Source organism: Stenotrophomonas maltophilia (genome assembly GCF_002799245.1).
Taxonomy (GTDB): Bacteria; Pseudomonadota; Gammaproteobacteria; order Xanthomonadales; family Xanthomonadaceae; genus Stenotrophomonas; species Stenotrophomonas maltophilia_S.
Genome location: NZ_NEQV01000002.1, coordinates 229,520 through 255,208 on the forward strand (window position 1 = coordinate 229,520; position 25,689 = coordinate 255,208).

Here is a 25,689-nt window from a genome sequence, read left to right on the forward strand (position 1 = left end):
CATGCCCCTGACCGGTCCCGCCCTGGGGGCGCTGCGCATCCTGCTGGTGGAAGACTCACCGGAAGATGCCGAGCTGATGTCCGAACAGATGCTCGACGCGGGCCTGGAAGCCCGCTTCGAGCGTGTCGAGAGCGAGGCTGAACTGCGCCAGGCACTGGCCGCGTTCCAGCCGGACATCGTGCTGTCCGACCTGAGCATGCCGGGGTTTTCCGGTGATGACGCGCTGCGCATCGTGCGCGAAACCTCGCCGGAAGTGCCCTTCATCTTCGTCTCCGGCACCATGGGTGAGGAGAACGCGGTGGCGGCGCTGCAGAAGGGCGCCAACGACTACATCATCAAGCACCTGCCGGCGCGCCTGCCGTCGGCGGTGGCGCGTGCGATCCGCGATGCACGCAGCGCAGTCGAGCGTGCCCGCGTGGAAACCGAACTGATGCGCGCGCAGCGCCTGGAAAGCCTGTCGCTGCTTGCCGCCGGCCTCAGCCACGACCTGCGCAACATCCTGCAGCCGTTGCTGATCATGCCGGACCTGCTGAAGGCCCGTACCGAGGATCCGCAGCTGCACCATCTGGCCGACGTCATTGCCGAGTGCGGCCGTCGTGGCCACGAGATGGCCGAATCGATGCTGTCGTTCGTGCGCGGTTCGCGCAAGCCGAGCGAGCGCATCGAGATCGATGGCCTGTTCGATGCAGTGGCACTGCTGCTGCGCAGCAACGTGCCCGATGCCGTGCGCCTGGAACTGCAGGTGCAGGACGAAGGCCTGGTGGTCGACGCCAACTACACCGAGCTGCAGCAGGTGATGTTGAACCTGGCGCTCAATGCGATCCAGGCGATGCCCAGCGGTGGCCGCCTGAGCCTGACCGCCAGCCATGCCGGCGAGCGCGATGGCGTGGACTGGATGCAGATCTGCGTGGCCGATGAAGGCATCGGCATGGATGCGGACACGCTGTCGCACCTGTTCAATCCGTTCTTCACCACCAAGGCCGATGGCACTGGCCTGGGCCTTATTTCCTGCAAGCGCATCGTCGAAGGTGCCGGCGGCAGCATCCATGTCAGCAGCCAGCCGGGGCAGGGCACCTGCTTCGAACTGCGCTTGCCGATGCACGAAGCCAGCGACGGCAGCGAGCCGATCGAGCAGCTGGTGGCGCTGGGCAGTGGCCAGTCGATCCTGGTGGTCGATGGCGAGGCCACGCGCCTGTCGCTGCTCGGCAACGCGCTGTCCAGCCAGGGGTATCAGCTGCAGCTGGCCTCCGATGGTCCGGCGGCACTGCGCTGGATGCAGCAGGAGGCGATGCCGGCCCTGGTGATTGCCGATGCGGGTTCCAAGCTGCTGCCGGCCAGCCAGCTGCTGGGCGAGATGGCCGCATTGGGTTATCGCGGCCCGGCGCTGGTGCTGGAGGATGCGGCGGTGGCGGTGCCTGCCGATGCATTCCCGGCCGGCGTGGAAGTACACGTGCTGCACAAGCCGCTGCAGATGCAGCAGGTGTTCCGCGCAGTGGCCGAAGCGCTGGGCTGAGTGCGAGCGAGCGCTGTAGAGCCGAGCCCATGCTCGGCTGCTGTTCGCATCGACCGCCTCAGCCGAGCATGGGCTCGGCTCTACAGAGAAGATTCCCACGGGAAGCGCGGCAGGGCGTCCACCGCCTGTTCCAGGCGGCGTGACCAGTTCTGGTGGATATCGGCATACAGCGCTGAATCCGCGCCCAGCCGCAGCTGCTGGCCGATGCGCAGCTCTCCGTCGCGCAGCAGCGCAAGGTCGATCGGCAGGCCCACCGACAGGTTGGAACGGATGGTGGAGTCCAGCGAGACGATCGCCGTGCGCGCGGCGTCCTCCAGGCGCGTGGCCGGGCTGAGGATGCGGTCGAGGATCGGCTTGCCGTACTTGGATTCACCGATCTGCAGGTACGGGGTTTCCGGAGAGGCGGCGATGGCGTTGCCCAGCGGGTAGATCATGTACAACCCTGGCCGCTCGCCGGCGATCTGGCCGCCAAAGATCAGCGTGGCCTGGGTGTTGACCCCATCGTGGCCATGTTCGCTGTGGCTGCTGTGCACCTGGCTGTCCACCAGCAGCTGGCCGACATACTCGGCGGCTTCGAACAGGTGGGTCATGTCGCGCAGGTTCGGCGCGCGCCGTTCGTCGGCATCGCGCCCCAGGCGCGACACCAGCAGCTGGGTGGTGGCCAGGTTGCCAGCCGCCATCAACACGTAGGCTGCCTGGCCGGGATACTCGAACACGTGCAGCTTGCGATGCACGCGCACATCGTCCAGCGAGGCATTGGTCCGGGTGTCGGCAGCGAAGACCAGGCCCTCGTCCACCTCGATTCCAACGCAATAGGTCATGTCGGTGCCCTATCATGTGCGTCCCGGATTGTAGGCAGGCCGCCGTGACGACGGCATGTCCACGCCCCCCATCGCTGCCACCTGAACCGCATGACGACCGTGCTCCTGAGCCTGGGCAGCAATGTCCAGCCCCGCCGCTACCTCCACGCCGCGGTGGCGGCCCTGCGCGAGCGCTTCGGCGCGCTGCAGGTATCGCCGGCCTACCGTACCGCCGCGGTCGGCTTCGATGGCCCGGCCTTCCTCAACAATGCGGTGGCGATCGAGACCGACCTGCCGCTGCAGGAACTGGACGACTGGCTGCATGCGCTGGAAGACGCGCATGGCCGCGACCGCAGCGGGCCGCGCTTTTCCGACCGGACCCTGGACATCGACGTGGTGTTCTACGGCGACCTGGTGGTGGAAGGCCCGGGTCACCTGCGCATTCCGCGCCCGGAGCTGAAGCATGCCTTCGTGCTGAAGCCACTGGCCGACATTGCGCCGGGCTTCATCGACCCGGTCAGCGGGCTGGACCTGGACACGCTGTGGCGCGCGCACAGGCAGTTCGGCGAGGCGTTCGAGGTGGTGGACCTCGGGTGATGGGGTCAGATCCCTTTTCCCACCGGGAAAAGGGATCTGACCCCGTCGTGGATCCCGGCAACACCTCAACTGACCGTGCGCCCGCCATCCACGCGCAGGGTGTGGCCGGTGACGAAGCTGGCCTCGGCCACCAGCCAGTACACCGCCTCGGCGATCTCCTCGACCGTGCCGATCCGCGCCAGCGGCGTGCGGGCCAGCAGCGCCTCACGGGCGAAATCATCCTTGCCCTGTTCCGGCCACAGGATCGCACCCGGGGCTACCGCATTGACCCGCACCTTTGGCGCCAGCTCCAGCGCCAGCGAGCGGGTGGCCATTTCCAGTGCGGCCTTGGCCATGGTGTAGGCGATGTGGTCGCGCATCGGGTCGGTGCCGTGCAGGTCGGTCAGGTTGACGATGCAGCCCTGCTGGCGGCGCAGGTAGGGCGCCGCCGCCTGTGACAGCAGCAGCGGCGCGCGTGCATTGACCGCATACAGCTCGTCCATCGCCTCGGCGGTGACCTGGCCGAGCGGGGTGGGGAAGAAGTTGGAGGCGTTGTTGACCAGCGCGTCCAGGCGGCCGAAGTGGGTGACGGCCTGTTCCACCAGGTCGGGCAGGGCGTCGGCGTCGCGCAGGTCGGCCTGCAGGGCCAGCACGCTGCCGGGGCGCACGTTGTCGAAATCGAACGCGGCCTGCTGCAGCTCGGCGCTGGAGGTGTTGGCGTGCAGCACCACCGACCAGCCACAGGCGTGGAACTGGCGGGCGATGGCCGCACCGATCCGGCGCGCGCTGCCGGTGATCAGGACCACGGGGTGGGTATCGCTCATCGAGGGTCCTCCAAGGCTCGGCTATCCTGTGCACCATTGTCACCGCATTCGAAGACGCCATGCAGCCCACCTTCCCCCTGCCCGAAGCCGATGCCCTGGCCCACAGCGACCAGCTGGCTGCCGCCCTGCGCGCCGAAATCCTTGCGCAGGGCGGGGCGATGCCGTTCTCCCGCTTCATGGAACTGTGCCTGTACACCCCCGGCTGGGGCTATTACAGCGCTGGCGCCAGCAAGTTTGGTGGCAGCGGTGACTTCACCACCGCGCCCGAGCTCGGCAGCCTGTTCGCCGGCAGCGTGGCCAATGCGCTGGCGCCGGTGTTCGCCCAGCTGGGTGCGCAGGCGCGCATGCTGGAACTGGGCGGCGGCACCGGTGCGTTCGCCGAGGCGGTGCTGCTGCGCCTGGCCGAGCTGGACGCACTGCCGTCGCGTTACGCGATCCTTGAACCCAGCGCGGACCTGCGCGAGCGCCAGCAGCAGCGCCTGCAGCAGAACCTGCCGGCCGAGCTGGCCGCGCGCGTGGACTGGGTCGACCGCCCGTTCGAAGAGGACTGGGAAGGCGTGGTGTTCGCCAACGAGGTGATCGACGCGCTGCCGACCCCGCGCTTCCTGATCAGGGACGGCGAGGTCTACGAGGAAACCGTCGAGCTGGACGCCGAGGGCAATTTCATCCGCGGCGCGCAGCCGGCCGACATCCTGCTCAACGGCGCGGTGCGGCATATCGAGCGTTATCTGGAGAAGCCCTTCGCCGAGGGCTACCGCTCCGAGGTGCTGCCACAGCTGCCGTACTGGCTGCAGGCGGTGGCCGGCGGCCTGCAGCGCGGTGCGCTGTTGTTCGTCGATTACGGTTACAACCGCAGCGAGTTCTACCAGCACGACCGCGACGACGGCACCGTCCGTGCGTTCTACCGCCACCACGTGCACAACGACGTGCATCGCTGGCCGGGCCTGCAGGACATCACCGCGTCGGTGGATTTCACCGCGATGGCCGAGGCCGGCGCGCACGGTGGTTTTGAACTGGCCGGTTACTGCAGCCAGGCCAGCTTCCTGCTCGGCAACGGCCTGGACCAGGTGCTGCTGCTGGCCGAGGAACGCACCGATGAAGTGGGTCGTATCCAGCTGCGCGACCAGGTGAAGAAGCTGACCCTGCCGACCGAGATGGGCGAGCGCTTCCAGGCGATCGGCCTGCAGCGTGGCGTCGACTTCGAGCCGGCCTTCGAGCTGGGTGACCTGAGCTGGCGCCTGTGAGTGGAGCGCTGCCGCTGATCAAACCGCTGCGGCGGCCGCGGCTGTGGAGCGCACTGTGGGTCATCGCGGTGCTGCTGGTGATCGTGGTCTGCCTGATCCCACCACCGCCGATTCCGTTGCCGGAAAACAGCGACAAGGGTGAGCACTTCCTCGCCTATTTCATACTGGCCGGCAGCGCGGTGCAGCTGTTCCGCCCGGGCCGCCCGCTGTTGTGGGTGGGCGTGGGCCTGGTGCTGATGGGCATCGGCATCGAGTTCGCACAGGGCGCGCTGACCAGCAACCGCACCGCCGACCCGATGGACGCGCTCGCCAACACCATCGGCGTGCTGGCCGGTCTGGGCACGGCGTTGACGCCATGGCGTGACCTGCTGCTGCGCTGGCGCGGGTGACATTCCTGTAGAGCCGAGCCCATGCTCGGCTGCTCTTCAACGGGAAAGCCGAGCATGGGCTCGGCTCTACAGAAGATGCGTGGATGAAATCAGTAGATCCACGCCATGCGTGGATGAAATAGGTAGATCCACGCCATGCGTGGATGAAATAGGTAGATCCACGCCATGCGTGGATGAATCCCCCCGGCGCCGGCAAGCGCCGGCACCGGAGGGCAGAGCCACGGTCATTTCCCCAGCGTGACCTCATCGAGCACCCACATCGCCGGGCGCGTGTCGCCGGTGAAGTTGATGCACAGGTCACCCGTGCCCTGCGTGCCCTTGGGCAGCGCTGCACGCAGGGTCACGAAGCCATCAGCGTCGGGCTTGGCCGGCAGCGCTACTTCGGCCACCACCTTGCCGTTGCAGTCGCCACGACGCACCTGCATTTCGCCGTGCGCACGCTGGGCCTTGCCGAAGCGGCGCTTGGGTTCGTCGTGGGCCAGCTGGAAGTAGTACGGAATACGGCCCGCGCGGACCTCCACGCTGCCGATGCCATCCAGCTGTGCCTGCGGCCAGCGCCAGCACGGCTGGAAGATATCGACGTTGAACACCGCACGCGTTCCTTCGCGCGGGCCATCGTCTTCCAGGCGCAGCACCAGCCCCTTCGTGCCCACGCAGCTGAGCAGCTCATCACTGCGACGGCTGAGCAGCGACTGCGCGGTGAACGCGGCGATGGTCGGCTTCGCCGCCAGCATCTGGCCCTGGTAGAACGCGGCGGCCTGCACGGTGGCCGGCAGTGTCCCGGTCAGCGGCTGCTGGTACAGCGGCGACTGCGCGGTCACCGGCTGGCCATCGGTGCTGTAGCGCACTTCGTAGCCCAGCGGGTTGGCCAGCGACACCGTCACCGTGTTGGCCGCGCGGTTGTCGGTGTAGTCCACGCCCACTTCGAACGGGGTCTGCGCGTAGGCCAGGCCCCAGGCGCGGTAGCGCTGCAGCTGCGCCGGCAGGCGTGCGAGGAAATCGCGGAAGTCGCGATGTTCCGGCGTGCTCCAACCGGTCTCGGCCACCGCGGCCAGGCGCGGGAACAGGTTGTGCTGCAGGCGTGCATAGGTGCGCGTGTGTTCGGTGAACATGTTGGCCTGCAGGCCGAGGATGTGCTGGCGCTTGTCGGCGGCCAGTTCGGCCGGCACCGGCTCGAAGTTGTAGAGCTTGCCGAGGTTGACCTGGGCCGGGCGGCCCGGTGGTTCATTCGGCGAGGCCGTCTGCAGGTAGTCCAGGTACAGGTAGCCGACCGGCGACATGATCACGTCATGGCCGGCACTGGCGGCGGCCAGGCCGCCTTCGGTGCCCTGCCACGACATCACCGTGGCCTGCGGCGGCAGGCCACCTTCGAGGATCTCATCCCAGCCGATCAGGCGTCGGTCGTGTTCCTCCAGGAACGTCTCCAGGCGCTTGATGATGTGGCTCTGCATGGCCATCTCGTTCTTGATGCCCAGCGCACGCATGCGCTGCTGCACCTGCCTGGAGGCCTCCCACTGGTCCTTGACCGCCTCGTCGCCGCCCACGTGCACGTACTTGGCCGGGAACAGGTCGATCACTTCCTCCAGCACGTTCTCGAGGAAGGTAACGGTGCTGTCTTCCACGTTGAACAGGTTCGGGAACACGCCCCATTCGCTGATCGGCTTCAGCGGGGTGTTGATCGAGCCCAGTTCCGGATACGCGGCGATCGCTGCGGTCGCGTGGCCCGGCACGTCGATTTCCGGAATCACCTGGATATGCAGCTTGGCCGCATAGGCGATCACCTCGCGGATCTGGTCCTGCGTGTAGAAACCGCAGTACGGATGCTCCTGGCCGCTGACCGGATCGATGCCGCCATCACCGGCCGGCAGGCGGCAGCTGCCGACCTCAGTCAGCTTCGGGTAGCGCTTGATCTCCATGCGCCAGCCCTGGTCGTCGGTCAGGTGCCAATGGAAGGTGTTGAGCTTGTGCGCGGCCATTGCGTCGAGCACGCGCTTGATCTCGTCCAGGCTCTGGAAGTGCCGGGCGGAATCGAGCATGAAGCCGCGCCAGCTGAAGCGCGGCGCGTCCTGGATCTGCACTGCCGGCAGCACGCCGTTGCTGCCGCCGGTGGCGAGCTGGGCGAGGGTGGTCGCGCCATAGAACAGGCCGGTTTCGTTGCCGGCCTGCACCACCACGCCCTGCGCGGTGCTTTCCAGCGTGTAGCCCTCGCCGCTGTCGCGGAAGGTGGGCACGATCTCGAAGCGGATGCTGCCCGACTTGCCTGCCGCCTTGACCTTGGCCAGTGCAAGGCGCGGGCCGCCGCTGCGGGCCAGCAGGTCGGCGAACTGGGTGGCGACCCGCTGCGCGGCCTCGCCTTCGGCCTGCAGCGCGGTATCGGCGCGTACGGTGATGCCGCTGCCCTGGCCGGGCATCACTGTGGCAGGTGCGGGAATCAGCATCAGGCTGCCGGCACGCAGCTGCGGGCCAGGTGCTTCAGCGGCCGGCGTGGGATCGGCGGCGAGTACCGGCAGTGCCGGCAGCATGGCGAGCAGGCTGCCCAGCAGCAGTGCGCTGCGCATCCGGGCGCGGGAAGGCTTGACCATCGGAACAACTCCTTGGAACGGTGCGATGAACGCTATACATGAAAAACGCCGGGCCCGGAATGACCCAGGCCCGGCGTGCGTGCACGACTCGGCGATGTTGCTGCCGCTGGATCAGTACTTGAAGCGGAAGTTGAGGTAGTACTGGCGACCGTTGCTGTAGAACGAGGTCGGGATCGCTGCGGTCTGGTAGTACTTGTAGGTCGGGTTGTTGAGGTTCAGGCCATCCAGGCTGATGCTCAGCCAGTCGGTGGCCTTGTAGCTCAGCGATGCCGACAGCGTGCCGAAGTCATCCTGGTAGTACGGGTTGGTGCCCGACAGGCTGATCAGGAACGAGGAGCGGCGGGTGTAGCTGACCCGGGCACCGAAGCGCTCGTTCTCGAAGTAGGCACCCACGTTGTAGGTGTTCTTCGAGGTGCCCAGCAGGTTGTGCGAACCATCCGACCAGGTGTGCGAGGTGGTGCCGTTGGCGTAGGTGTAGTTGGCATTGATGCCGAAGTACTCGCCGATCGGCTGCTCGTAGGCCACTTCCACGCCGGTCACCTTGCCGTCGGCATTGATCGGGGTGGAGATCTGGTAGGTCTCAAGCTGGTTGGTCAGTTCGCTGTACAGCTGGCGCGACACCACGTCGAAGGCGATGTAGTCCTTCAGGTTCATGTGGTACGCACCCACCGACAGCAGGCCGCGCGGCATGAAGTACCACTCCAGGTTGGCATCCAGGTTGGTCGACAGGGTCGGCTTGAGGTTCGGGTTGCCGCCGCCGCCGGTCCGGTTCAGGTCCGAGCCGTACGAGGAGGCGCCCAGGGCCGAGTAGTCCGGCAGGGTCTGGGTCTGCGAGGCAGCGACGCGCAGCACCAGGGTGTCGTCCAGGTCGAACTTGATGTTGGCGCTGGGCAGGACACGGTTGCGCTTGTTCTGGAAGGCCAGGCGCTCCCACATGCCGAACAGGCTGCTGACATCGGCATCGGCGGCCTTGCTGACGGCGTTGTAGGTGTCGATGTCCTGCTTGATGTTGACGTAGCGCAGGCCGACGTTGCCGCTCCACCAGTCGCCGCGGAAGTTGGCCTGCACGTAGCCGGCGAAGTTCTTTTCCTTCACCTTCCACTCGGCGCCGTAGTTGTGGCGGCCGGTCGGGCCATCATTGCCGGCCAGCCAGGTGGAGTTGTTGGTCACTGCGTCCTTCAGCGCGCCCGGGGTGAAGTACCAGAGGTTGCGCGGGAAGGTGCCGCCGATGTCACCGGCAAAGCCACTGGGATAGTTGGCCGTCGCACCGTTCTTCAGCGCGCTCCAGATGTCACCCGGGGTTGCACCTTCCGGCGACAGCGCTTCGCGCTTGTGGTCGGCGAAACGCAGGCCGAAGTCGATCGAGCTCAGCACGCCGCCATCATTGAAGTACTGGTTGAAGTCGAGCGTGGCCCACTTCTCCTTGTCTTCGGCAGTGACCTGCTGGTTGCCCCAGGTGCCGAAGCTGGTCACGCCGTTGGGCGAGAGGTCGCCGCCGACATTCCAGTCGATCGGCGAGCCATTGCCGTGGGTGGCCCAGCTGGCGCCGCCGCCGTTGGCCAGGGTGACCTCGGCGATGTACTGGCGCGGCGTCTCGCCGGTGCCCTTGGTGCTGCCGGCCTGGAACTTGGCGGTCAGGCTGTCGTTGATCTGCCAGTCGGCATCGAAGGTGACATAGCTCGACTTGGCCTTCGACTCGCGGTAGATCATGTCGTACACCGCGTAGTCGGTGCCGGGCACGCCCTTGTAGCTGGCGTTGGTCAGCACGCCATCCTTGACCACATAGCCCGGATCCGGCGCCTGCGACTTGGCGAAGCTGTTGCCGAACATCATGAAGTTGCGGTTGTAGTTGTTCGCCTTCAGCTCGGAGCTGAAACCGTTCAGGCCAAGGGTCAGGTTGTCCATCGGCTTGAACTGCAGCGAGACCAGGCCGCCCTTGCGCTCACGGGTCTGTTCGAACAGGGTAGAACCCAGCAGGCCCGGCACGTTGACGCCGATCAGGTCCGGATTGGTCTTGGCGACCGGATCGCCGGCGCCGATCTTGAAGAAGCCGCCCGGGATTTCCTGCGCCTCGCGACGCAGTTCGCGCTTCTGGCTGAAGCCCTGCACCATCACGCCGAAGGTGCCTTCGTCGTTCTTGTAGTTGAACAGCGCCGAATACTGCGGGTCGTTCGACTTGGCCTGGTCCGAGCGCACCATGCCGATCGAGCCTTCAGCGGTGAACTGCTTGGAGAACTCCAGCGGCTTGCGGGTGATGATGTTGACGGTACCGGTGGTGCCGCCGTCCTGCAGCTTGGCCTGCGAGGACTTGTTCACTTCCACCGAGCTGACCAGTTCCGATGGCAGCAGCGAGTAGCTGACGCTGCGGCCGACGTTGTTGCCCTGGCTGAGCACGAACCAGTCGGCCGAGCCGACGGTGTGGCCGTTGATCAGGGTCTGGGTCAGGCTCGGGCTGGTGCCGCGCAGGCTGACACGGTCGGCTTCGTCGAAGCCGCCTTCATCGGCGCTGGACGAGCTGATGTTGACGCCGGGCAGGCGCTGCAGGGTGTCGGCGACGTTGTGCGCCGGCAGCTTGCCCACGTCCTCGGCGGTGACCACTTCCACGCGCGCATTGGCTTCGCGCTTGGTGTCCAGCGACTTTTCCATCGAACCACGGATGCCCGTGACAGTCACGGTGTCCAGATCGGTGGCGGTCGGGGCGGCCTGCTGCGCGTGGGCACTGAAGGCGATGCAGCTGACGATGGCGGCCGAAAGCAGGGTCTTGCGGGTATTCATGATGTCTCTCCTCATCACTCGATTGGATGCCGGCGGCGGTGTTCGATTACGGTTGCGATGACATGCGCGGGGCGGCGGCGAAGTCCCGTGCGTTGGCGTGCCACGTACTGCGTGCTGCGATTGCGTTGAAGCCTGTTGCGGTGTCAGGCGGCCGACTGCTGCAGGTACCAGCTGGCAGCGCCGACCACGCCCAGCTGGCCGTGCTCGACGACCTTCACCGGGATGCGTGCCAGCGCTTCGCCCATCGGCCCCTTCTGCAGGTAGCGCTCGACGAAGGTGCTGGCATGCAGGTATTCGCGGATCTGCGGCAGGATGCCACCGGCCAGGTAGACGCCACCGTGGGCGCCATAGAACAGCGCCATGTCGCCGATGGTGCTGCCGAGCAGGCCGCAGAACACATCCAGCGCCTGGCGCGCGTGCGCATCGGTATCGGCCATGGCTGCGGCGGTGACCGCATCGGGGCTGGCCAGCGTCGGAGCCTGCCCCTGCAGCGCACACACCGCGCGGTACAGGTTCATCAGGCCCGGGCCGGAGATCGCATGCTCGATCGACACATGGGCGCGGTCGCGCTGCATGTGGCGGACGATGGCCATTTCCAGTTCGGTGCTGGCGGCCAGGGTCGGCTGGCCGGCCTCGGTGGGCAGCACCACCGGGCCGTGCGCGGTGGGGATCCACAGCGCGGCGCCGAGGCCGGTGCCGGGGCCGACCACCAGGGTCGGGCCGCGCGCAGCGGTGTCCGGCCCGCACAGGTGCAGCACGCCACTGGCGTCCACCTGCGCGGCGGCATAGGCCACCGCTTCGAAGTCGTTGACGATGTAGACCCGCTGCAGGCCGACGTCGGCTTCCACCTGGCGCGCCGACAGCGGCCACGGCAGGTTGGCGGTGATCACCGTGCCGTCCTCGCGGGCATAGCCGGCGCTGGCAACCACGCAATGCGTGGGCCGCGGGCCTTCGCCGAGGAAGTCGGACAGGATCGCGCTGAGGCCAGCGTGGTCGGCATTGCGGTACTTGCGGTATTCCAGCACCTGCACCGGATGGGCGGTGTCACCGCTGGCCTGGACCCGGGCCACGCGCACATGGGTGCCACCGACGTCGGCGGCCAGGAACGAGGGCGCGACGCGGGACAGGACATGCGACGGGGCGGGGTGGCTGGCGGTCACGCGGGCTCCTGCTGCAGGTGGGGCCGGCCCCAGGATCGGGCGCGGCGATTGGGGCGGAGTCTGTAACCGCGCTGACAACGATGTCAACGAGTTCGTGACACTTTCGTTGCTGCGCCGCAACGAATGCGACATGCAGTAAACGTTTACATGGCGTGAGTGCGGGATTCACGTGGGAACCTTTGCTGCATGGGGCTCTAGGCCTGTCACGCATTCAGCGCGGCGCGCCGCAATCGCCTTGCGCAGTGCAGCACGAGGTTCACGGGGCCGCCGATGGAAGTTGACAAACCGCCGCTGTCCACCGAAAGAATGTGACAACGTTGTTCCCAGCCACTCTCCGACGCCGCGTTCTGCGGCCGTCGCCGCAGGAGCCCTCCTGATGTCCGCCGTCCCCGCTGCAAGCGCGCGCCCGAACGTGGCCACCTCCATCGCCATCGTCGGCGTGTTGTTCTTCCTGATCGGCTTCTTCACCTGGCTCAACGGCCCGCTGATCACCTTCGTCAAGCTGGCCTTCGAACTCAGCGAGGTCGGTGCCTTCCTGGTGCTGATGGTGTTCTACCTGTCCTACTTCTTCCTGGCCCTGCCGGCGTCGTGGATCCTGCGCCGCACCGGCATGAAGAAGGGCCTGAGCCTGAGCCTGCTGGTGATGGCCGGTGGTGCCGCGCTGTTCGGTGAGTTCGCCACCCAGCGCTGGTACCCGGGCGCGCTCGGCGGCCTGTTCGTGATCGGCAGCGGCCTGGCCCTGCTGCAGACCGCGATCAATCCCTACATCTCCATCCTCGGCCCGATCGAAACGGCGGCGCGCCGCATCGCGTTGATGGGCATCTGCAACAAGATCGCCGGCATGCTGGCCCCGGTGCTGATCGGCACCGTGGTGCTGCACGGCATCGGCGATCTGTCGGCCACGGTGGCCGCCGCCGATGAGGCGACCAAGGCACAGCTGCTGAACGACTTTGCCGCCAAGATCCATGCGCCTTACCTGGCCATGGCCGGCCTGCTGGTGCTGCTGGCAGTGGCCGTGCTGTTCTCGCCGCTGCCGGAAATCAAATCGTCCGAAGCCAACGCCACGCCGCTCGCGGCCGGCGCCGCCGAGCGCCGCAGCATCTTCCAGTTCCCGCACCTGTGGCTGGGCGTGCTGTGCCTGTTCGTCTACGTGGGCGTGGAGGTGATGGCCGGTGATGCGATTGGTACCTACGGCCATGGTTTCGACCTGCCGTTGGACCAGACCAAGATGTTCACCTCGCTGACCCTTGGCGCGATGCTGGTCGGCTATGTGGTCGGCCTGCTGCTGATCCCCAAGGTGGTCTCGCAGTCGCGCTACCTGACCATTTCGGCGGTGCTGGGCGTGGTGTTCTGCCTGGGCGCCTGGGCCACCCACGGCTATGTGTCGGTGGCCTTCGTGGCCCTGCTGGGCTTCGCCAACGCCATGATGTGGCCGGCGATCTTCCCGCTGGCGATCCGTGGCCTGGGCCGCTTCACCGAGACCGGCTCGGCGCTGCTGGTGATGGGCATCGCCGGCGGCGCGATCATTCCGCAGCTGTTCGCCGTGCTCAAGCAGCACATCGACTTCCAGCTGGTGTTCGTGCTGCTGATGGTGCCGTGCTACCTGTACATCCTGTTCTACTCGGTGATCGGCCATCGCGCCGGCCTGCCGCAGGACAAGGCCTGATCGGCGATGATGGACGGCAGCCAACCCCAGGGAAAACCCATGCGCAGAGCGACCATCAAGGACGTTGCGGAGAAGGCCAAGGTCTCGCTGAAGACGGTCTCGCGGGTGATCAACAACGAGCCTTCGGTGATGCAGGCCACCCGCGCGCGGGTGCTGCGTGCCATCGCCGAACTCGACTACGAGCCCGATCCGTCCGCGCGCAACCTGCGCAGCGGTACCACCTTCGTGATCGGGCTGGTCTACGACAACCCCAACCCGTACCACATCATCGGCGTGCAGAACGGCGTGCTGGCCGCGTGCCGCGAGACCGGTTTCGGCCTGCAGATCCATCCCTGCGATTCCAGTTCGCCGCTGCTGGCCGATGAACTGGCCGACTGGGTGCAGCGTTCGCGCCTGGCCGGGCTGGTGCTGACCGCGCCGATGTCCGAGCGCCGCGACCTGATCCAGGCGCTGACTGCGCGCGGCATCAAGCTGGTGCGCATCATCGCGGCCACCGAAGACCCGGCCGACGGCGCCTGCGTGTTCGTCGACGACCGCGAGGCCGCCTACGAGATCACCGAGCACCTGATCCAGCTGGGCCACCAGCGCATCGGCTTCCTCTGGGGTGGCATCTCGCATCGGTCGTCGGGCGAACGCTATGCCGGTTACGAAGCCGCGCTGAAGGACTACGGCATGACCGTGGACAAGCACCTGGTGGTGCAGGGCGATTACACCTTCGATGATGGCTTCCGCGGCGCGCGCCGCCTGCTGGCGCTGCGCGAACCGCCCACGGCCATCTTCGGTTCCAACGACGAAATCGCTGCCGGCGTGCTGGCCGCTGCCAAATCGGCCGGCATGAATGTGCCGTACGACCTGTCCATCGCCGGTTTCGAGGACAGCCCGTTCTCGCGCCAGTCGTGGCCGCCGCTGACCACCGCCAAGCAGGCCACCGAGGACATCGCCCGCCACGCCGCGCGCCTGCTGATCGCGCAGCTGCGCAGCGACGCCTACGACGATGCACCGGCACCGCTGCACAACCAGGGCTTCGTGCCGCAGCTGGTGGTGCGCGGTTCGACTGCGCCGATGCGCCCGGCCGGCGCACGCCCCCTTCCTTCCGATCCTGCCTGAGCCTGCCATGTCGCTGTCAGACCCCACCGCTACCCTGATGTTCGCCGAGGCCGCCGAAGCGGCCGACGTGGTTGCCCGCCAGTTCTCGCGCAACCACGCCACCATGGAAACCCTGGCTGCCAGCCTGCGTGCCGCGCCGCCGCCGTTCGTGGTCACCTGCGCACGCGGCAGCTCCGACCATGCCGCCACCTATGGCAAGTACCTGCTGGAAACCCAGCTGGGCCTGGTGGTCGCCTCGGCCTCGCCGTCGGTGGGTTCGGTCTATGCCGCACCGCTGCAGCTGCGCGGTGCGCTGTTCATTGTCATTTCGCAGTCGGGCAAGAGCCCGGACCTGCTGCGCAACGCCGAGGCGGCCAAGGCTGCCGGCGCGCGCGTGATCGCGCTGGTCAACGTCGAGGATTCGCCGCTGGCGCAGCTGGCCGACACGGTCATTCCGCTGCATGCCGGTGCCGAAAAGAGCGTGGCGGCGACCAAGAGCTACCTGGCCTCGCTGGCCGCATTGCTGCAGCTGGCCGCGTACTGGAAGCAGGACAGCGGCCTGCGTGCGGCGCTGGACCTGCTGCCGGACGCGATGCGTGAGGCCTGGCAGTGCGACTGGAGCGCGGTGACCGAGGGCCTGGTCGATGCCACCAACCTGTTCGTGCTCGGCCGTGGCCTGGGCCTGGGCGCGGCGCAGGAAGCGGCGCTGAAGTTCAAGGAAACCTGCAGCCTGCACGCCGAGGCCTACAGTTCGGCCGAGGTCAAGCACGGCCCGATGGCGCTGGTCGATCGTGGATTCCCGGTGCTGGCGTTCGCCCAGCCGGACGAAACCGGCGCCGGTACCCGCGCAGTGGTCGATGAGTTCACCGCGCGTGGCGCGCAGGTGTGGATGGCCGGTGCCGGTGGCAACCTGCCAGTGGCCGCCGCACCGCATCCGCTGTGCGCACCCCTGCTGACCGTGCAGAGTTTCTACCGCGCGATCAATGCGCTGGCGCTGCGCCGTGGCTTCAACCCGGACCTGCCGCCGCACCTGAACAAGGTCACGGAGACGGTGTGATGGCAACGGTCCTGCGCAATGCCCGCATCCTCGCCGGCGATGAGTTCCGCGACGATCTGGCGGTGGTGATCGAGGACGGTCGCATCAGCGCGCTGCTGCCTGACGCTGCACCACAGCTGGGCCACGCGACCGAGCAGGTGGACCTGGGCGGCGGCTGGTTGCTGCCCGGTTTCATCGATGTCCAGGTCAATGGCGGCGGCGGCGCGCTGTTCAACAACACGCCCGATGTCGCTTCGCTGCGTACCATCGCGCAGGCGCACCGCCGCTTCGGCACCACCGCGATGCTGCCGACGCTGATCAGCGACGACGTGGCGGTGATGCGCGAAGCGATCGCGGCGCTGCGCGAGGCGATCGCACAAGGGGTGCCGGGCGTGATCGGCATCCATCTGGAAGGACCGTACATCGCGCCGGCGCGCAAGGGCACGCACGATGCCAGCAAGTTCCGTGTGCCGGACGAGGAAGAAATCGCGCTGGCCGCGTCGCTGGACAACGGCGTGACCCTGCTGACGCTGGCACCGGAGCGCGTGCCGCTGGAGACCATCCGTGCGCTGGTCGAGCGCGGCGTGATCGTTGCCGCCGGCCACACCGCGGGCACCTACGAAGAGATCCGCGAGGGTCTGGATGCCGGCGTGCGTGGCTTCACCCACCTGTACAACGCGATGTCGCCGCTGCAGGGCCGCGAGCCCGGTGCGGTGGGCGCTGCACTGGAAGACCGCGACAGCTGGATCGGCATCATCGTCGATGGCGTGCATGTGCATCCGGCCAGCCTGCGCGTGGCGTTGGCGGCCAAGCCGCGTGGTCGCCTGCTGCTGGTGACCGATGCGATGCCGCCGGTCGGTGCCGACGATCCCAGCTATGTGCTGTATGGCGAAACCATCACCGCCATCGATGGCGTGGTGCGCAATGCCGCCGGTTCGCTGGCGGGGTCGGCGCTGGACATGGCCACTGCCGTGCGCAATACCGTGCAGCTGCTCGGCCAGCCGCTGGCCGAAGCCGCGCGCATGGCCTCGACCTATCCGGCGCAGTTCCTCAACGTCGATGACCGCCTGGGCCATATCGCCGAAGGCTACCAGGCCGACCTGGTGCTGCTCGATGATGCGCTGCAGGTACGTGGCACCTGGATTGCCGGACAGTACGAGGCCGCCTGATGAACCGTTCGCCGCCACGCCGGCTGGGCTCGATCGATGCCCTGCGCGGCATCACCGTGGCGGCGATGCTGCTGGTCAACAATCCGGGCGACTGGAGCGCGGTGTTCGCGCCGCTGCGTCATTCGGAATGGCATGGCTGCACGCCCACCGATCTGGTGTTCCCGTTCTTCCTGTTCCTGGTGGGCGTGTCGATGGCCTTCAGCGTGGCACCGCGCGCGCTGGAAGCCTCGGCGCGGCCGGCGTTGGCGCGCGGCGTGCTGGAGCGCGCGCTGCGCATCCTGGTGGCCGGTGCGTTGCTGCACCTGTTGATCTGGTGGGCGCTGCATACCCATCACTTCCGCATATGGGGCGTGCTGCAACGCATCGCGGTGTGTGCGGCGCTGGTGGGCGTGCTGGCGGTGTACGCGCGGCCGCGCATGCAGGCGGGCGTGCTGGTCGCATTGCTGGTCGGGTACACCGCGCTGTTGCTGGGCATCGGTGACCTGGCGCCATGGACCAACCCGGCCAGCCGCCTGGATACCACGCTGTTCGCACCGTGGATCTACCAGTGGCATGCCGATACCGGGCTTGGCCACGACCCGGAAGGGCTGCTGAGCACGCTGGGCGCGTTGGCCAGCACCGTGCTCGGGCTGCTGGCCGGCGGCCTGCTGCGTGGCGGTCGCTCTGCCGGGTTGGCCGGGCTGGGCGCGGTGACCGCCGTGCTGGGCTTGCTGCTGGCTACGATGCTGCCGTTGAACAAGCAGCTGTGGACGCCCAGCTACGTGCTGTGGACCGGCGGACTGGCCGCGCTGGCGCTGTGGCTGGGGCATGTGCTGATCGACCAGAAGGGCTGGCCGGCGCTGGGCCGGCGCTTCGGTGTCAATGCAATCACCGCGTATCTGGGCGCATCGGTGATGTCGGTGGTGCTGATGGCCACCGGTGCCTGGGGCTGGGTCTGGCAGCAACTGGCCACCGCGATGCCGCAGGCGCTGGAACTGGCGTCGATGCTGCAGGCGTTGGCGTTCGTCGCGATCTGGTGGGGCGTGGCGTGGTGGCTGGACCGGCGCAGGATCTACCTGAAGATCTGACCGCCTCCGCGAACGGCATCCACGCATCGCGGGGATCTACGGCGTGTCGTGCATGAATCGATCGACGCTGCGGGTTCAGTGCATCCCCGCCATGCGTGGATGCACTCAGTGACTGCGCTGAACAATTTCAGCCACGTAACGCCAGTGTGATGATGGCATGGCTTCACATCCGTCATGCCACGACGGGTGCATAACTTCAGCGGAAAATCCTCGCCGGCACGGCAGGTTGCTTCGCGGTGCCGCATACCCGCAGTTCCTGTTCCCCCTGTCCAGGAGTGCTGTATGTTCCGTGCCGTTCCTCCCGTGCTCCGCCTTCGCCGCCTGACCATTGCCCTGCTGCAGGTTCTGGCTGCCGGTCCGTTGCTGGCGTTGGGTGCGCCGCCTGCAGCCGCTGCCGGCAGTTGCTCGTCGACGTCGCCAACCAGCAATACGGCGGTGACCTGCACCGGTGACGGCGTGCCTGCCGTGGTGGCGGCCACAGGCAGCAGCAATGTCTCCATCAGTCTTGATGCAACGGCCAACGGCAGTTTCGTGCTGGGTTCCGATCCGACGCCGTATTCGGTGGACAGTGCCAGCACCATCAGCAACAGCGGCAACCTGTCGATGAGCGGCAACGGCAGCGGCGTGGCCAACCGTGGTGCGGTGCTGCTGGGGGCCAACAATGGAAACACGATCACCAACACCAACAGCGGGGTGATCTCCACCACGGGTGCCTACAACGACGGCATTGCCGCCAACGGCAACGGCAACGTGCTGGTCAACAACGGCAGCATCACCACCACCGGCAACAACTCCTACGGCATGACCGCCGCCTGGGGGCAGAGCAACAGCGGCGCCGCCAACAATACGATCATCAATACCGGCACCGTCACCACCTCGGGCAACAATGCACGGGCGGCGTCCCTGCTGGGTGGAAATGGCACGATCGACAACAGTGGCACGCTCACCAGCAATGGCCGCAATGCGCCCGCCGTGTACATGCAGGGCAACAACAACACATTGACCAACAGCGGCACGGTGCTGGCCACGGGCGCCACCAACAGCAGTGGCAGTGCCGACGCGGTGGTTTCCAACACGCTTGGCAGATCGTTCACCGCCACGATCACCAATCTGGCGGGCGGCCGCATCATCAGCAGCAATGGCATCGGCGTGCGCTCGACCAATGGAGCCACCACCATCACCAACGCCGGCCGGATCGAGGGCGGAAGCGGCACTGCCATCCAGGGCGGCAACGGCGATGTGACGCTGGTGCTGCAGACCGGCTCGGAGATTGTCGGCGTCGCCAACGGTGGCAACGGCACCAACACGGTGACGTTGCAGGGCACCGGTACGGCGTCCAATGCCTTCAACGGTTTCCAGAGCCTGACCATGGCGGGCGATGCCTGGGCCTGGGCGGGTACGGGGACCTTCGATACCGCGCGCGTGCAGAGCGGCACGCTGGACCTCACCGGTACGCTCGGCACCAGCACCGCGTCGGTGGTGGCCACGGTCGATGCTGGCGCAACCCTGCAGGCCAACGCGGGGAACCTGCCGTTGTCGGTCACCGACAACGGCCTGGTCCGTTTCAAGCAGGACAGTGCCGGCACCTATACCGGCACGCTCAGTGGCAGCGGTGCGGTCGAGAAGACCGGTGCCGGCACGCTGACGCTGGCGCCGGCATCCGGCAACACCTATGCCGGGGGTACCACCCTCAGTCAGGGCGTCCTGTCGGTGGCGGCAGATGCGGCGCTGGGCGCGGCATCGGGCCCGCTGGCGTTCAACGGTGGCACGCTGCAACTGGGGGGAGCATTCGATCTGGACGCGGCGCGCGCGCTGTCGATCACCGCCAACAACGGCGCGATCGATACCCAAGGCTTCAATTCAACTCTCGCACAGGGCATCAGTGGAGTGGGGGCCTTGACCAAGCTCGGCAGCGGCACGCTGACGCTCAACGGCGCCAGCAGCCATGCGGGCGGCACCAACATCGCTGCCGGAACACTGGTTCTCGGCAGCAGCAGCAGCGCGGCGGCTTCGCTGGGCGGCGGTGGCCCGGTGCAGGTCGCGGCTGGGGCCACGCTGGGTGGCTACGGCAGCGTCACCGGCAACGTCAGCAACACCGGCACGATCGCGGTGGCCAATGCGGCGCCGGGCCTGGCTGCGGGCAACTCCGGCACCTTCAGGATCAACGGCAACCTGGCCAATGCCGGCCTGCTGCAGCTCGGCGGCACGGGCGTCGGCAACACCCTCACGGTCGCGGGCAACTACGTGGGCCAGGACGCAACCATCGCCCTCAATGCTTATCTTGCCGGCGATGGCGCGCCCTCGGACCGGCTGGTGGTCGACGGTGGCGCAGCCAGCGGCCGCAGTTCGTTGAAGGTGACCAACGTGGGCGGGCCGGGCGCGGCGAGCATGGTGGACGGGGTGATGGTGGTGCAGGCGTTGAACGGTGCAACCTCGACGGCCGGTGCGTTCACCCTGTATGCGCCGGTATCGGCCGGTGCCCACCAGTACTTCCTGTTCAAGGGCGGTGTCAGCCCCGGTACCGGGCAGAACTGGTACATGCGCTCCAACCAGGTGGTGGAACCCACCCCGGATACGCCGACGCCACCCACGCCGTCCGATGACAGCGGCCTGCCGGGGACCGGCACGCCACCGCCGACACCCGATGCCGAACCGGCCGAGCCGGATGATGACGGCACCGTGCCGTTGTACCGGGTGGAGACCGCGCTCTACAGCGGCGTGCTGCCGCTGCTGCGCGAGGCGTCGCGGGCCAGCCTGGGCACCTTCCACGAACGCCAGGGCGAGCAGCGCCTGCTGTACAGCCAGGGCGCGCTGCGCACGGCCTGGGGCCGGCTGGTCGGGCAGAGCAGCGAGATCCATTGGAAGGGCAATGCGCGTTCGGGCTTCGATGGCGAGGTGATGGGTGTGCAGGCGGGTCTGGACGTGTGGGCCATGGACAGCGGCAACCACCGCAATCAGGTGGGCGTGTTCGTCGGCCGTACCCGCGCACAGGGCAGGAGTACCGGCCTGGCGCTGGGCTGGGACAACGTGGACGTTGGCCAGAGCCGCCTGGACGACAAGCACGTGGGCCTGTATTGGACGCTTACCGGCAGCGAAGGGGGCTATCTCGACGCGGTGGCCCTGCAGAGCCGCTACGACGGCCGCGTGCGCTCCTCGCGCGGGCTGGGCTTCGGCATCCGTGGCGATGGCACCACGCTTTCGCTGGAGGCCGGCAAACCGCTGCTGCGGTTCGGGCAGTCCGTCTGGTGGTTGGAGCCGCAGGCACAGGTGATCTGGCAACGCCTCTCGCTGGATGACCGGCGCGATCTGGTGTCGACCGAGCGCTTCGACAGCGACAACGCCTGGACCGCCCGCATCGGCCTGCGCCTGGCCGGTGACTACCAGCTGGCCGACAACGGCTGGCAGCCGTACTTCAAGCTCAACTACTGGCATGGCCGTTCCGGCGAGGACCGCGTGCGCTTCGATGACGAAGCGATCATCAACACGCAGCGTTCGCGCGCGCTGGAAGCCGGTGTCGGCGTGGTCGGCCGCTTCAACCGCACCATCAGTGCCTATGCCGTGGCTGACTACGCCCGTGAACTGGGCGGCGACCGCAACGAGAAGCGCCGCATCATCGAAGGCAACATCGGCCTGCGCGCGGACTGGTAGCGCCGGGCCATGCCCGGCCAGAATTCAACGGGCCGCACGATTCCGCTTCGGCGGGCCGCGTGATTCCGCTTCGGTAGGTGCCGACCTTGGTCGGCACGGATCCCACCGGTGCCAGGACCCGCGCAGCCGAGCATGGGCTCGGCTCTACAACAACGGCGCGGATGTGCCCATCCGGTAGGTACCGACCTTGGTCGGCATAGATCCCACCAGGCCGCGTGATTCCGCTTCGGTAGGTGCCGACCTTGGTCGGCACAGATCCCACCGGTGCCAGGACCCGCGCAGCCGAGCATGGGCTCGGCTCTACAACAACGGCGCGCATGCACCCATCCGGTAGGTGCCGACCTTGGTCGGCACAGATCCCACCAGGCCGCACGATTCCGCTTCGGTAGGTGCCGACCTTGGTCGGCACAGGTCCCACCAGGCCGCACGATTCCGCTTCGGTAGGTGCCGACCTTGGCCGGCACAGGTCCCACCGGCGCCAGGACCCGCGCAGCCGAGCATGGGCTCGGCTCTACAACAACGGCGCGCATGCACCCGCAGGATTTCGCGCATGGCGAATGGCATCCCCCGCGAGCTATGCTGCGGCCTGGCTCAACGACAAGGAAACGTCGCATGCAGGTTCGCAAGGGAGTGCGTCGCATCGGCGCGTTGATGCTCACGCTGCTCGCCGCCAACGCCCTGGCCGATACGCCGAAGGCGATCGAGGTGCCCTCGCCGGAAGCGCAGGCCGAGATGCTCGACCTGCTTGAACGGCAGGCGCTGTATCGCGACCGGGTGGACTGGCCCGCTACCCGCGCACGGCTGCAGTCGGTGCAGGGCGACCCTGTGCAACGGCTGGCGTTGCTGCGCGAAGCCATCGCGCTCAGCACGGGCCAGCATGGCGTGTGGACCACGACCCAGCGCCAGAGCGAATCCCTTGCGCGTGCGCAGCAGGCCGGCGCCGCCGCCGTGGACAGGGCCAAGGCCGCCGATGCGGTGGATGCGCGCATCGGCTGGGTGGTCATCGAGGGATATGCGTCCACACCCGGCGCAACGCCCCAGGAACAATTCCGCCAGGACATCCAGCGTGCTGCGCGGTGGCAGCAGGTCATCCGCGGCAAGGACAACGGCGCGCGCTGTGGCTGGATCGTCGACCTGCGGGACAACAGTGGTGGCTCCATGTGGCCGATGCTGCTGGGCATGGCACCGCTGCTGCGCACTTCGGTGGTGAACAGCGAGGACGTTGGCTCGTTCGAAACCGCGCAAGGGCCGCAGCGCTGGACGTTGACGGCGACCGCCGTGCGGCTGGCGGGCAAGCCGCTGCTGGACTTCGGCCAGCCCGGCCATGTGCTGCGGCAGCCTGGCGCGCCGGTGGCGGTGCTGTTCGGGCCGCGCACCGGCAGTTCGGGCGAGGCGTCGGTGCTGTCGTGGCGTGGCCGCCCGCAGATGCGCAGCTTCGGCCAGCCGACCGCGGGTGTCTCCACCGGCAATGTGGTGCACACGTTGTCGGATGGTAGTCGCCTGGTGCTGACCACCAGCGTGATGCGCGACCGCAATGATCGTGGCGATGGGTTGAAGATCGAGCCTGACCAGCGCGTCGACGGTGATGCCGCCACGGTAGCCGCCGCCCAGGCCTGGCTGCTGGCCCAGCCTGCCTGCCAGGGCCGCTGAGCCATGATCCTGATCGGCCAGCAGGAACGGGTGCTGATCGTCGGCCCCACCGAAGCGCACCACTGCCTGCGCTGCCAGACCGAAACCGAGTTCGCGCCGCAGCTGCGCTACAGGATGGCGCGCATCGACCTGCTGTTCGGCTTCACCTACCAGCGCCGCTACGAACTGGCCTGCACCCGGTGCGAGCACGGCTGGGTACTGGATACCGACACCATGGACCAGCAGCTGGGCGGGGTGCCGATCCCGTGGCGGCACCGCTTCGGCCTGCCGTTGATGCTGGTGGGGGTGGCCGGGCTGGCGATGGCCGGATGGATGTGGCGGCACGGATACCTCGGTTGAGGACCGGGCCTGTTAAAGTCTGCCCTGCAATCACGTACCGGAACCGACCATGGACCACGACACCCCGTTCGAACCCCTCAACGACCTCGAGGTGCGCCTGCTGCAGGCCCAGGACGGCACGCTGACCGCAGCGCAGTTCCTCGACGGCCTGCTGACCTCGACGGCGTTCGTGCTGCTGGACAAGGCCATCGGCGAAGATGGCGCCTGGGACGAGAGCATCTCGCCGCTGGTGCTGACCAGCGAGGGCGGCGAGCCGATGTTCGCGGTGTTCACCGCGCCCGAGCGCGCCGGCCTGTGGCACGAGCAGTTGCCGCAGTTCGCCCACGCCATGCCGATCGCGGTGCACGCGCTGCTGGCCGGCATCGGTGAGGGCGTTGGCCTGGTGCTGAACCCGGGCCTGGACGTGGGCATGGAGATGATTCCCGATGCCGTGGCCCAGCTGAAGCAGCGTGCGGCGGCGATCACCCGCGGCATGGCGCACTGAATCCAGCGATACAGGGTTGCCGGCCAGCGGCCGGCACTACCCGTAACAGTCCGCGCGCGGCCGGTACGGCCGTTGAGAATCAGCGGGCGGCGGCGATGGCTTTCACCCGCGCCTTGGCCAGCGCTTCACCGATGGCCGGGCCCTTCAGATGGGTGGTATCCAGATCACGCGCCTGCACTGACAATGCCGCCTGGTGCAGGCGCTTGAGCGTCTCGCCCTGCGGGTAGTCGGCGTCCTCGAAGCCGAGCCGGCCGCGCTTGTCAGCCTCGCAGCACAGCGCGATGCGGGCCACGCGTTCCGGCCGGCGCAGCGCATCACAACGGCCCAGCAGTTCCAGCACCGTGGCATCGCGCAGTTCGTCGATGCGGTGCACGTTCAAGTGCTCGCGGCAGACCGCTTCGGCCAGCTGCTGGTGCTCGGTGGGAATCTTCAACCGCGCGCACAATGCCTTCAGCGGCTTGATGCCGCGCTGCTCGTGCATGATGTGGCGCGGCCATTCCTCCGGCGGCGTCAGGCCCTTGCCGAGGTCGTGGGTGAGCGCGGCAAAGCCGACCAGGTCATCGCCCGGCGCCAGTTTCGCCGCCATGTCGCTGACCATTTCCTGGTGGACGCCGGTATCGACTTCGGGGTGGAATTCGGCACGCTGCGGCACACCGTACAGCGCTTCCAGTTCGGGCAGGATCGGGCCCAGTGCCTGCGCATCGTGCAGCGTGCGCAGGAAGGCGGAGGGTTGCGCACTGACCAGCGCCTTGCGCAGTTCCTGCCAGACGCGTTCCGGCACCAGTGCGTCCAGCTCGCCACTGACGGCAACCTCGCGCATCAGTGCCATGGTCTCTTCGGCGACGGTAAAGCCCAGTGGTGCAAAACGGGCCATGAAGCGCGCCGCGCGCAGCACGCGCAGCGGGTCTTCCACGAACGCCGGGCAGACGTGGCGCAGCACGCGCTGCTCAAGATCGTGCACACCACCATAGGGATCAACCAGCGTGCCGGTATCTTCATCACAGGCAATCGCGTTGATGGTGAAGTCGCGGCGCTGCAGGTCATCCTCCAGCGTCACCGCCGGATCGGCATCGACCACGAAGCCGCGATAGCCACGGCCGGATTTGCGCTCGGTGCGTGCCAGCGCGTATTCCTCGCCGGTCTTCGGATGCAGGAACACCGGGAAATCGCGGCCGACGGCGGTATAGCCCTGCGCTTCCATCTGCGCGGGCGTGGCGCCGACCACCACCCAGTCGCGGTCGCCGGCAGGGCGCTGCAGCAGGCGGTCGCGCACGGCGCCGCCGACAAGATAGATCTTCATGGGGGGATGATCGCATGGCAGGCGCAGATGTTCCGGCACTACCGGTGCACAGGCCTTACGGCAGGCCGCGCCACTCCGGCACGAACAGGCCGGCCAGGAACCACAGGCCGTAGACGATCCACAGGCACAGGAAGTACAGCTTGATCTGCGCTTCGTCCCACAGGCTGCCCCAGCTGTCGACGAAGGCCAGCGACTTCCAGCCTTCCATCCAGGCCGCGCCACCCCAGCGCAGCACCCAGGTGGCGAACAGGCTCCAGGCGGCGAATATCCCGATCCAGGCCAGCAGGCTCATTGTTTCCCCCTCCCCAGGGCGATCGTATAGAGCCGAGCCAATGCTCGGCTCATCGTGCGGCAACGCGGGTGGAACGAACCGCAGCCGAG

Annotated in this window: 20 protein-coding genes; 13 read left to right on the forward strand and 7 right to left on the reverse strand. The window is 67.6% G+C overall.

The genetic code is table 11. The features are described 5' to 3' along the window. Position 1: 1 nt before the first annotated feature. Positions 2–1,513 carry an ATP-binding response regulator gene (locus B9Y64_RS07055; RefSeq protein WP_100440092.1) on the forward strand — a complete coding sequence of 504 codons (1,512 nt, stop codon included), beginning with the start codon at positions 2–4 and terminating at the stop codon, positions 1,511–1,513. 80 nt (positions 1,514–1,593) lie between these two features. On the opposite strand, the gene B9Y64_RS07060 is transcribed toward B9Y64_RS07055, so the two are convergent. Next, positions 1,594–2,334 (reverse strand): 20S proteasome subunit A/B, encoded by a 741-nt coding sequence (locus tag B9Y64_RS07060; RefSeq protein ID WP_100440093.1) that lies wholly within the window; start codon positions 2,332–2,334, stop codon positions 1,594–1,596. 90 nt (positions 2,335–2,424) lie between these two features. On the opposite strand from B9Y64_RS07060, the gene folK reads away from it, so the two are divergent. Continuing rightward, on the forward strand, positions 2,425–2,910 hold the full coding sequence (gene folK / locus B9Y64_RS07065) for a 2-amino-4-hydroxy-6-hydroxymethyldihydropteridine diphosphokinase (RefSeq protein WP_100440094.1): 486 nt from the start codon (positions 2,425–2,427) through the stop codon (positions 2,908–2,910). Between the two features lie 65 nt (positions 2,911–2,975). On the opposite strand, the gene B9Y64_RS07070 is transcribed toward folK, so the two are convergent. Further along, the gene (locus B9Y64_RS07070) at positions 2,976–3,713 is read right to left on the reverse strand and encodes a pteridine reductase (RefSeq protein WP_008265570.1); all 738 of its coding nucleotides are present in this window, start codon (positions 3,711–3,713) and stop codon (positions 2,976–2,978) included. A gap of 59 nt (positions 3,714–3,772) precedes the next feature. On the opposite strand from B9Y64_RS07070, the gene B9Y64_RS07075 reads away from it, so the two are divergent. Together B9Y64_RS07075 and B9Y64_RS07080 are read left to right on the forward strand one after the other, a co-directional pair. Next, positions 3,773–4,957 carry a class I SAM-dependent methyltransferase gene (locus B9Y64_RS07075; protein ID WP_100440095.1) on the forward strand — a complete coding sequence of 395 codons (1,185 nt, stop codon included), beginning with the start codon at positions 3,773–3,775 and terminating at the stop codon, positions 4,955–4,957. Continuing rightward, entirely contained in the window at positions 4,954–5,346 is a 393-nt protein-coding gene (locus tag B9Y64_RS07080; protein WP_100440096.1) for a VanZ family protein, read from the forward strand. The genes B9Y64_RS07075 and B9Y64_RS07080 overlap by 4 nt, the downstream gene beginning before the upstream one ends. Before the next feature lie 224 nt (positions 5,347–5,570). Here B9Y64_RS07080 and B9Y64_RS07085 read toward each other — a convergent pair whose 3' ends face one another. From B9Y64_RS07085 to B9Y64_RS07095, 3 genes are all read right to left on the reverse strand, one after another. Continuing rightward, the gene (locus B9Y64_RS07085) at positions 5,571–7,928 is read right to left on the reverse strand and encodes a beta-N-acetylhexosaminidase (RefSeq protein WP_100440097.1); all 2,358 of its coding nucleotides are present in this window, start codon (positions 7,926–7,928) and stop codon (positions 5,571–5,573) included. Positions 7,929–8,039: 111 nt separating this feature from the next. After that, positions 8,040–10,703 (reverse strand): TonB-dependent receptor, encoded by a 2,664-nt coding sequence (locus B9Y64_RS07090; RefSeq protein ID WP_100440098.1) that lies wholly within the window; start codon positions 10,701–10,703, stop codon positions 8,040–8,042. Between the two features lie 143 nt (positions 10,704–10,846). Continuing rightward, positions 10,847–11,863, reverse strand: a complete 1,017-nt coding sequence (locus B9Y64_RS07095) for a glucokinase family protein (RefSeq protein WP_049442849.1) — start codon at positions 11,861–11,863, stop codon at positions 10,847–10,849. A 376-nt stretch (positions 11,864–12,239) separates the two neighbouring features. Between B9Y64_RS07095 and B9Y64_RS07100 the strand changes: the two genes are divergently transcribed. The 9 genes from B9Y64_RS07100 to B9Y64_RS07140 all read left to right on the forward strand — a co-directional run bounded on the left by B9Y64_RS07100 (position 12,240) and on the right by B9Y64_RS07140 (position 24,008). Further along, positions 12,240–13,529, forward strand: a complete 1,290-nt coding sequence (locus B9Y64_RS07100; protein ID WP_100440099.1) for a sugar MFS transporter — start codon at positions 12,240–12,242, stop codon at positions 13,527–13,529. 39 nt (positions 13,530–13,568) lie between these two features. After that, positions 13,569–14,636 carry a LacI family DNA-binding transcriptional regulator gene (locus tag B9Y64_RS07105; RefSeq protein WP_006391719.1) on the forward strand — a complete coding sequence of 356 codons (1,068 nt, stop codon included), beginning with the start codon at positions 13,569–13,571 and terminating at the stop codon, positions 14,634–14,636. Between the two features lie 7 nt (positions 14,637–14,643). Beyond that, positions 14,644–15,672 (forward strand): SIS domain-containing protein, encoded by a 1,029-nt coding sequence (locus B9Y64_RS07110; RefSeq protein ID WP_100440100.1) that lies wholly within the window; start codon positions 14,644–14,646, stop codon positions 15,670–15,672. Next, positions 15,672–16,820, forward strand: coding sequence for an N-acetylglucosamine-6-phosphate deacetylase (gene nagA / locus B9Y64_RS07115; RefSeq protein ID WP_100440101.1), 1,149 nt, complete (start codon positions 15,672–15,674; stop codon positions 16,818–16,820). Before B9Y64_RS07110 ends, nagA begins: the two co-directional genes overlap by 1 nt. Continuing rightward, positions 16,820–17,887 carry an acyltransferase family protein gene (locus B9Y64_RS07120; protein ID WP_100440102.1) on the forward strand — a complete coding sequence of 356 codons (1,068 nt, stop codon included), beginning with the start codon at positions 16,820–16,822 and terminating at the stop codon, positions 17,885–17,887. The genes nagA and B9Y64_RS07120 overlap by 1 nt, the downstream gene beginning before the upstream one ends. 282 nt (positions 17,888–18,169) lie before the next feature. Further along, positions 18,170–21,535, forward strand: a complete 3,366-nt coding sequence (locus B9Y64_RS07125) for an autotransporter domain-containing protein (RefSeq protein ID WP_100440103.1) — start codon at positions 18,170–18,172, stop codon at positions 21,533–21,535. 612 nt (positions 21,536–22,147) lie between these two features. Next, a complete protein-coding gene (locus B9Y64_RS07130; RefSeq protein WP_100440104.1) occupies positions 22,148–23,185 on the forward strand; it encodes a S41 family peptidase in 1,038 nt (345 codons plus the stop codon). Positions 23,186–23,188: 3 nt separating this feature from the next. Further along, positions 23,189–23,524, forward strand: coding sequence for a hypothetical protein (locus tag B9Y64_RS07135; RefSeq protein WP_100440105.1), 336 nt, complete (start codon positions 23,189–23,191; stop codon positions 23,522–23,524). Positions 23,525–23,573: 49 nt separating this feature from the next. Further along, positions 23,574–24,008 (forward strand): SseB family protein, encoded by a 435-nt coding sequence (locus B9Y64_RS07140; protein WP_100440106.1) that lies wholly within the window; start codon positions 23,574–23,576, stop codon positions 24,006–24,008. A gap of 79 nt (positions 24,009–24,087) precedes the next feature. Here the strand turns inward: B9Y64_RS07140 and B9Y64_RS07145 are convergent, their stop codons facing one another. Next, positions 24,088–25,308, reverse strand: coding sequence for a multifunctional CCA addition/repair protein (locus B9Y64_RS07145; RefSeq protein WP_100440107.1), 1,221 nt, complete (start codon positions 25,306–25,308; stop codon positions 24,088–24,090). A gap of 55 nt (positions 25,309–25,363) precedes the next feature. Continuing rightward, a complete protein-coding gene (locus B9Y64_RS07150) occupies positions 25,364–25,600 on the reverse strand; it encodes a hypothetical protein (protein WP_049429401.1) in 237 nt (78 codons plus the stop codon). Positions 25,601–25,689: the final 89 nt, after the last annotated feature.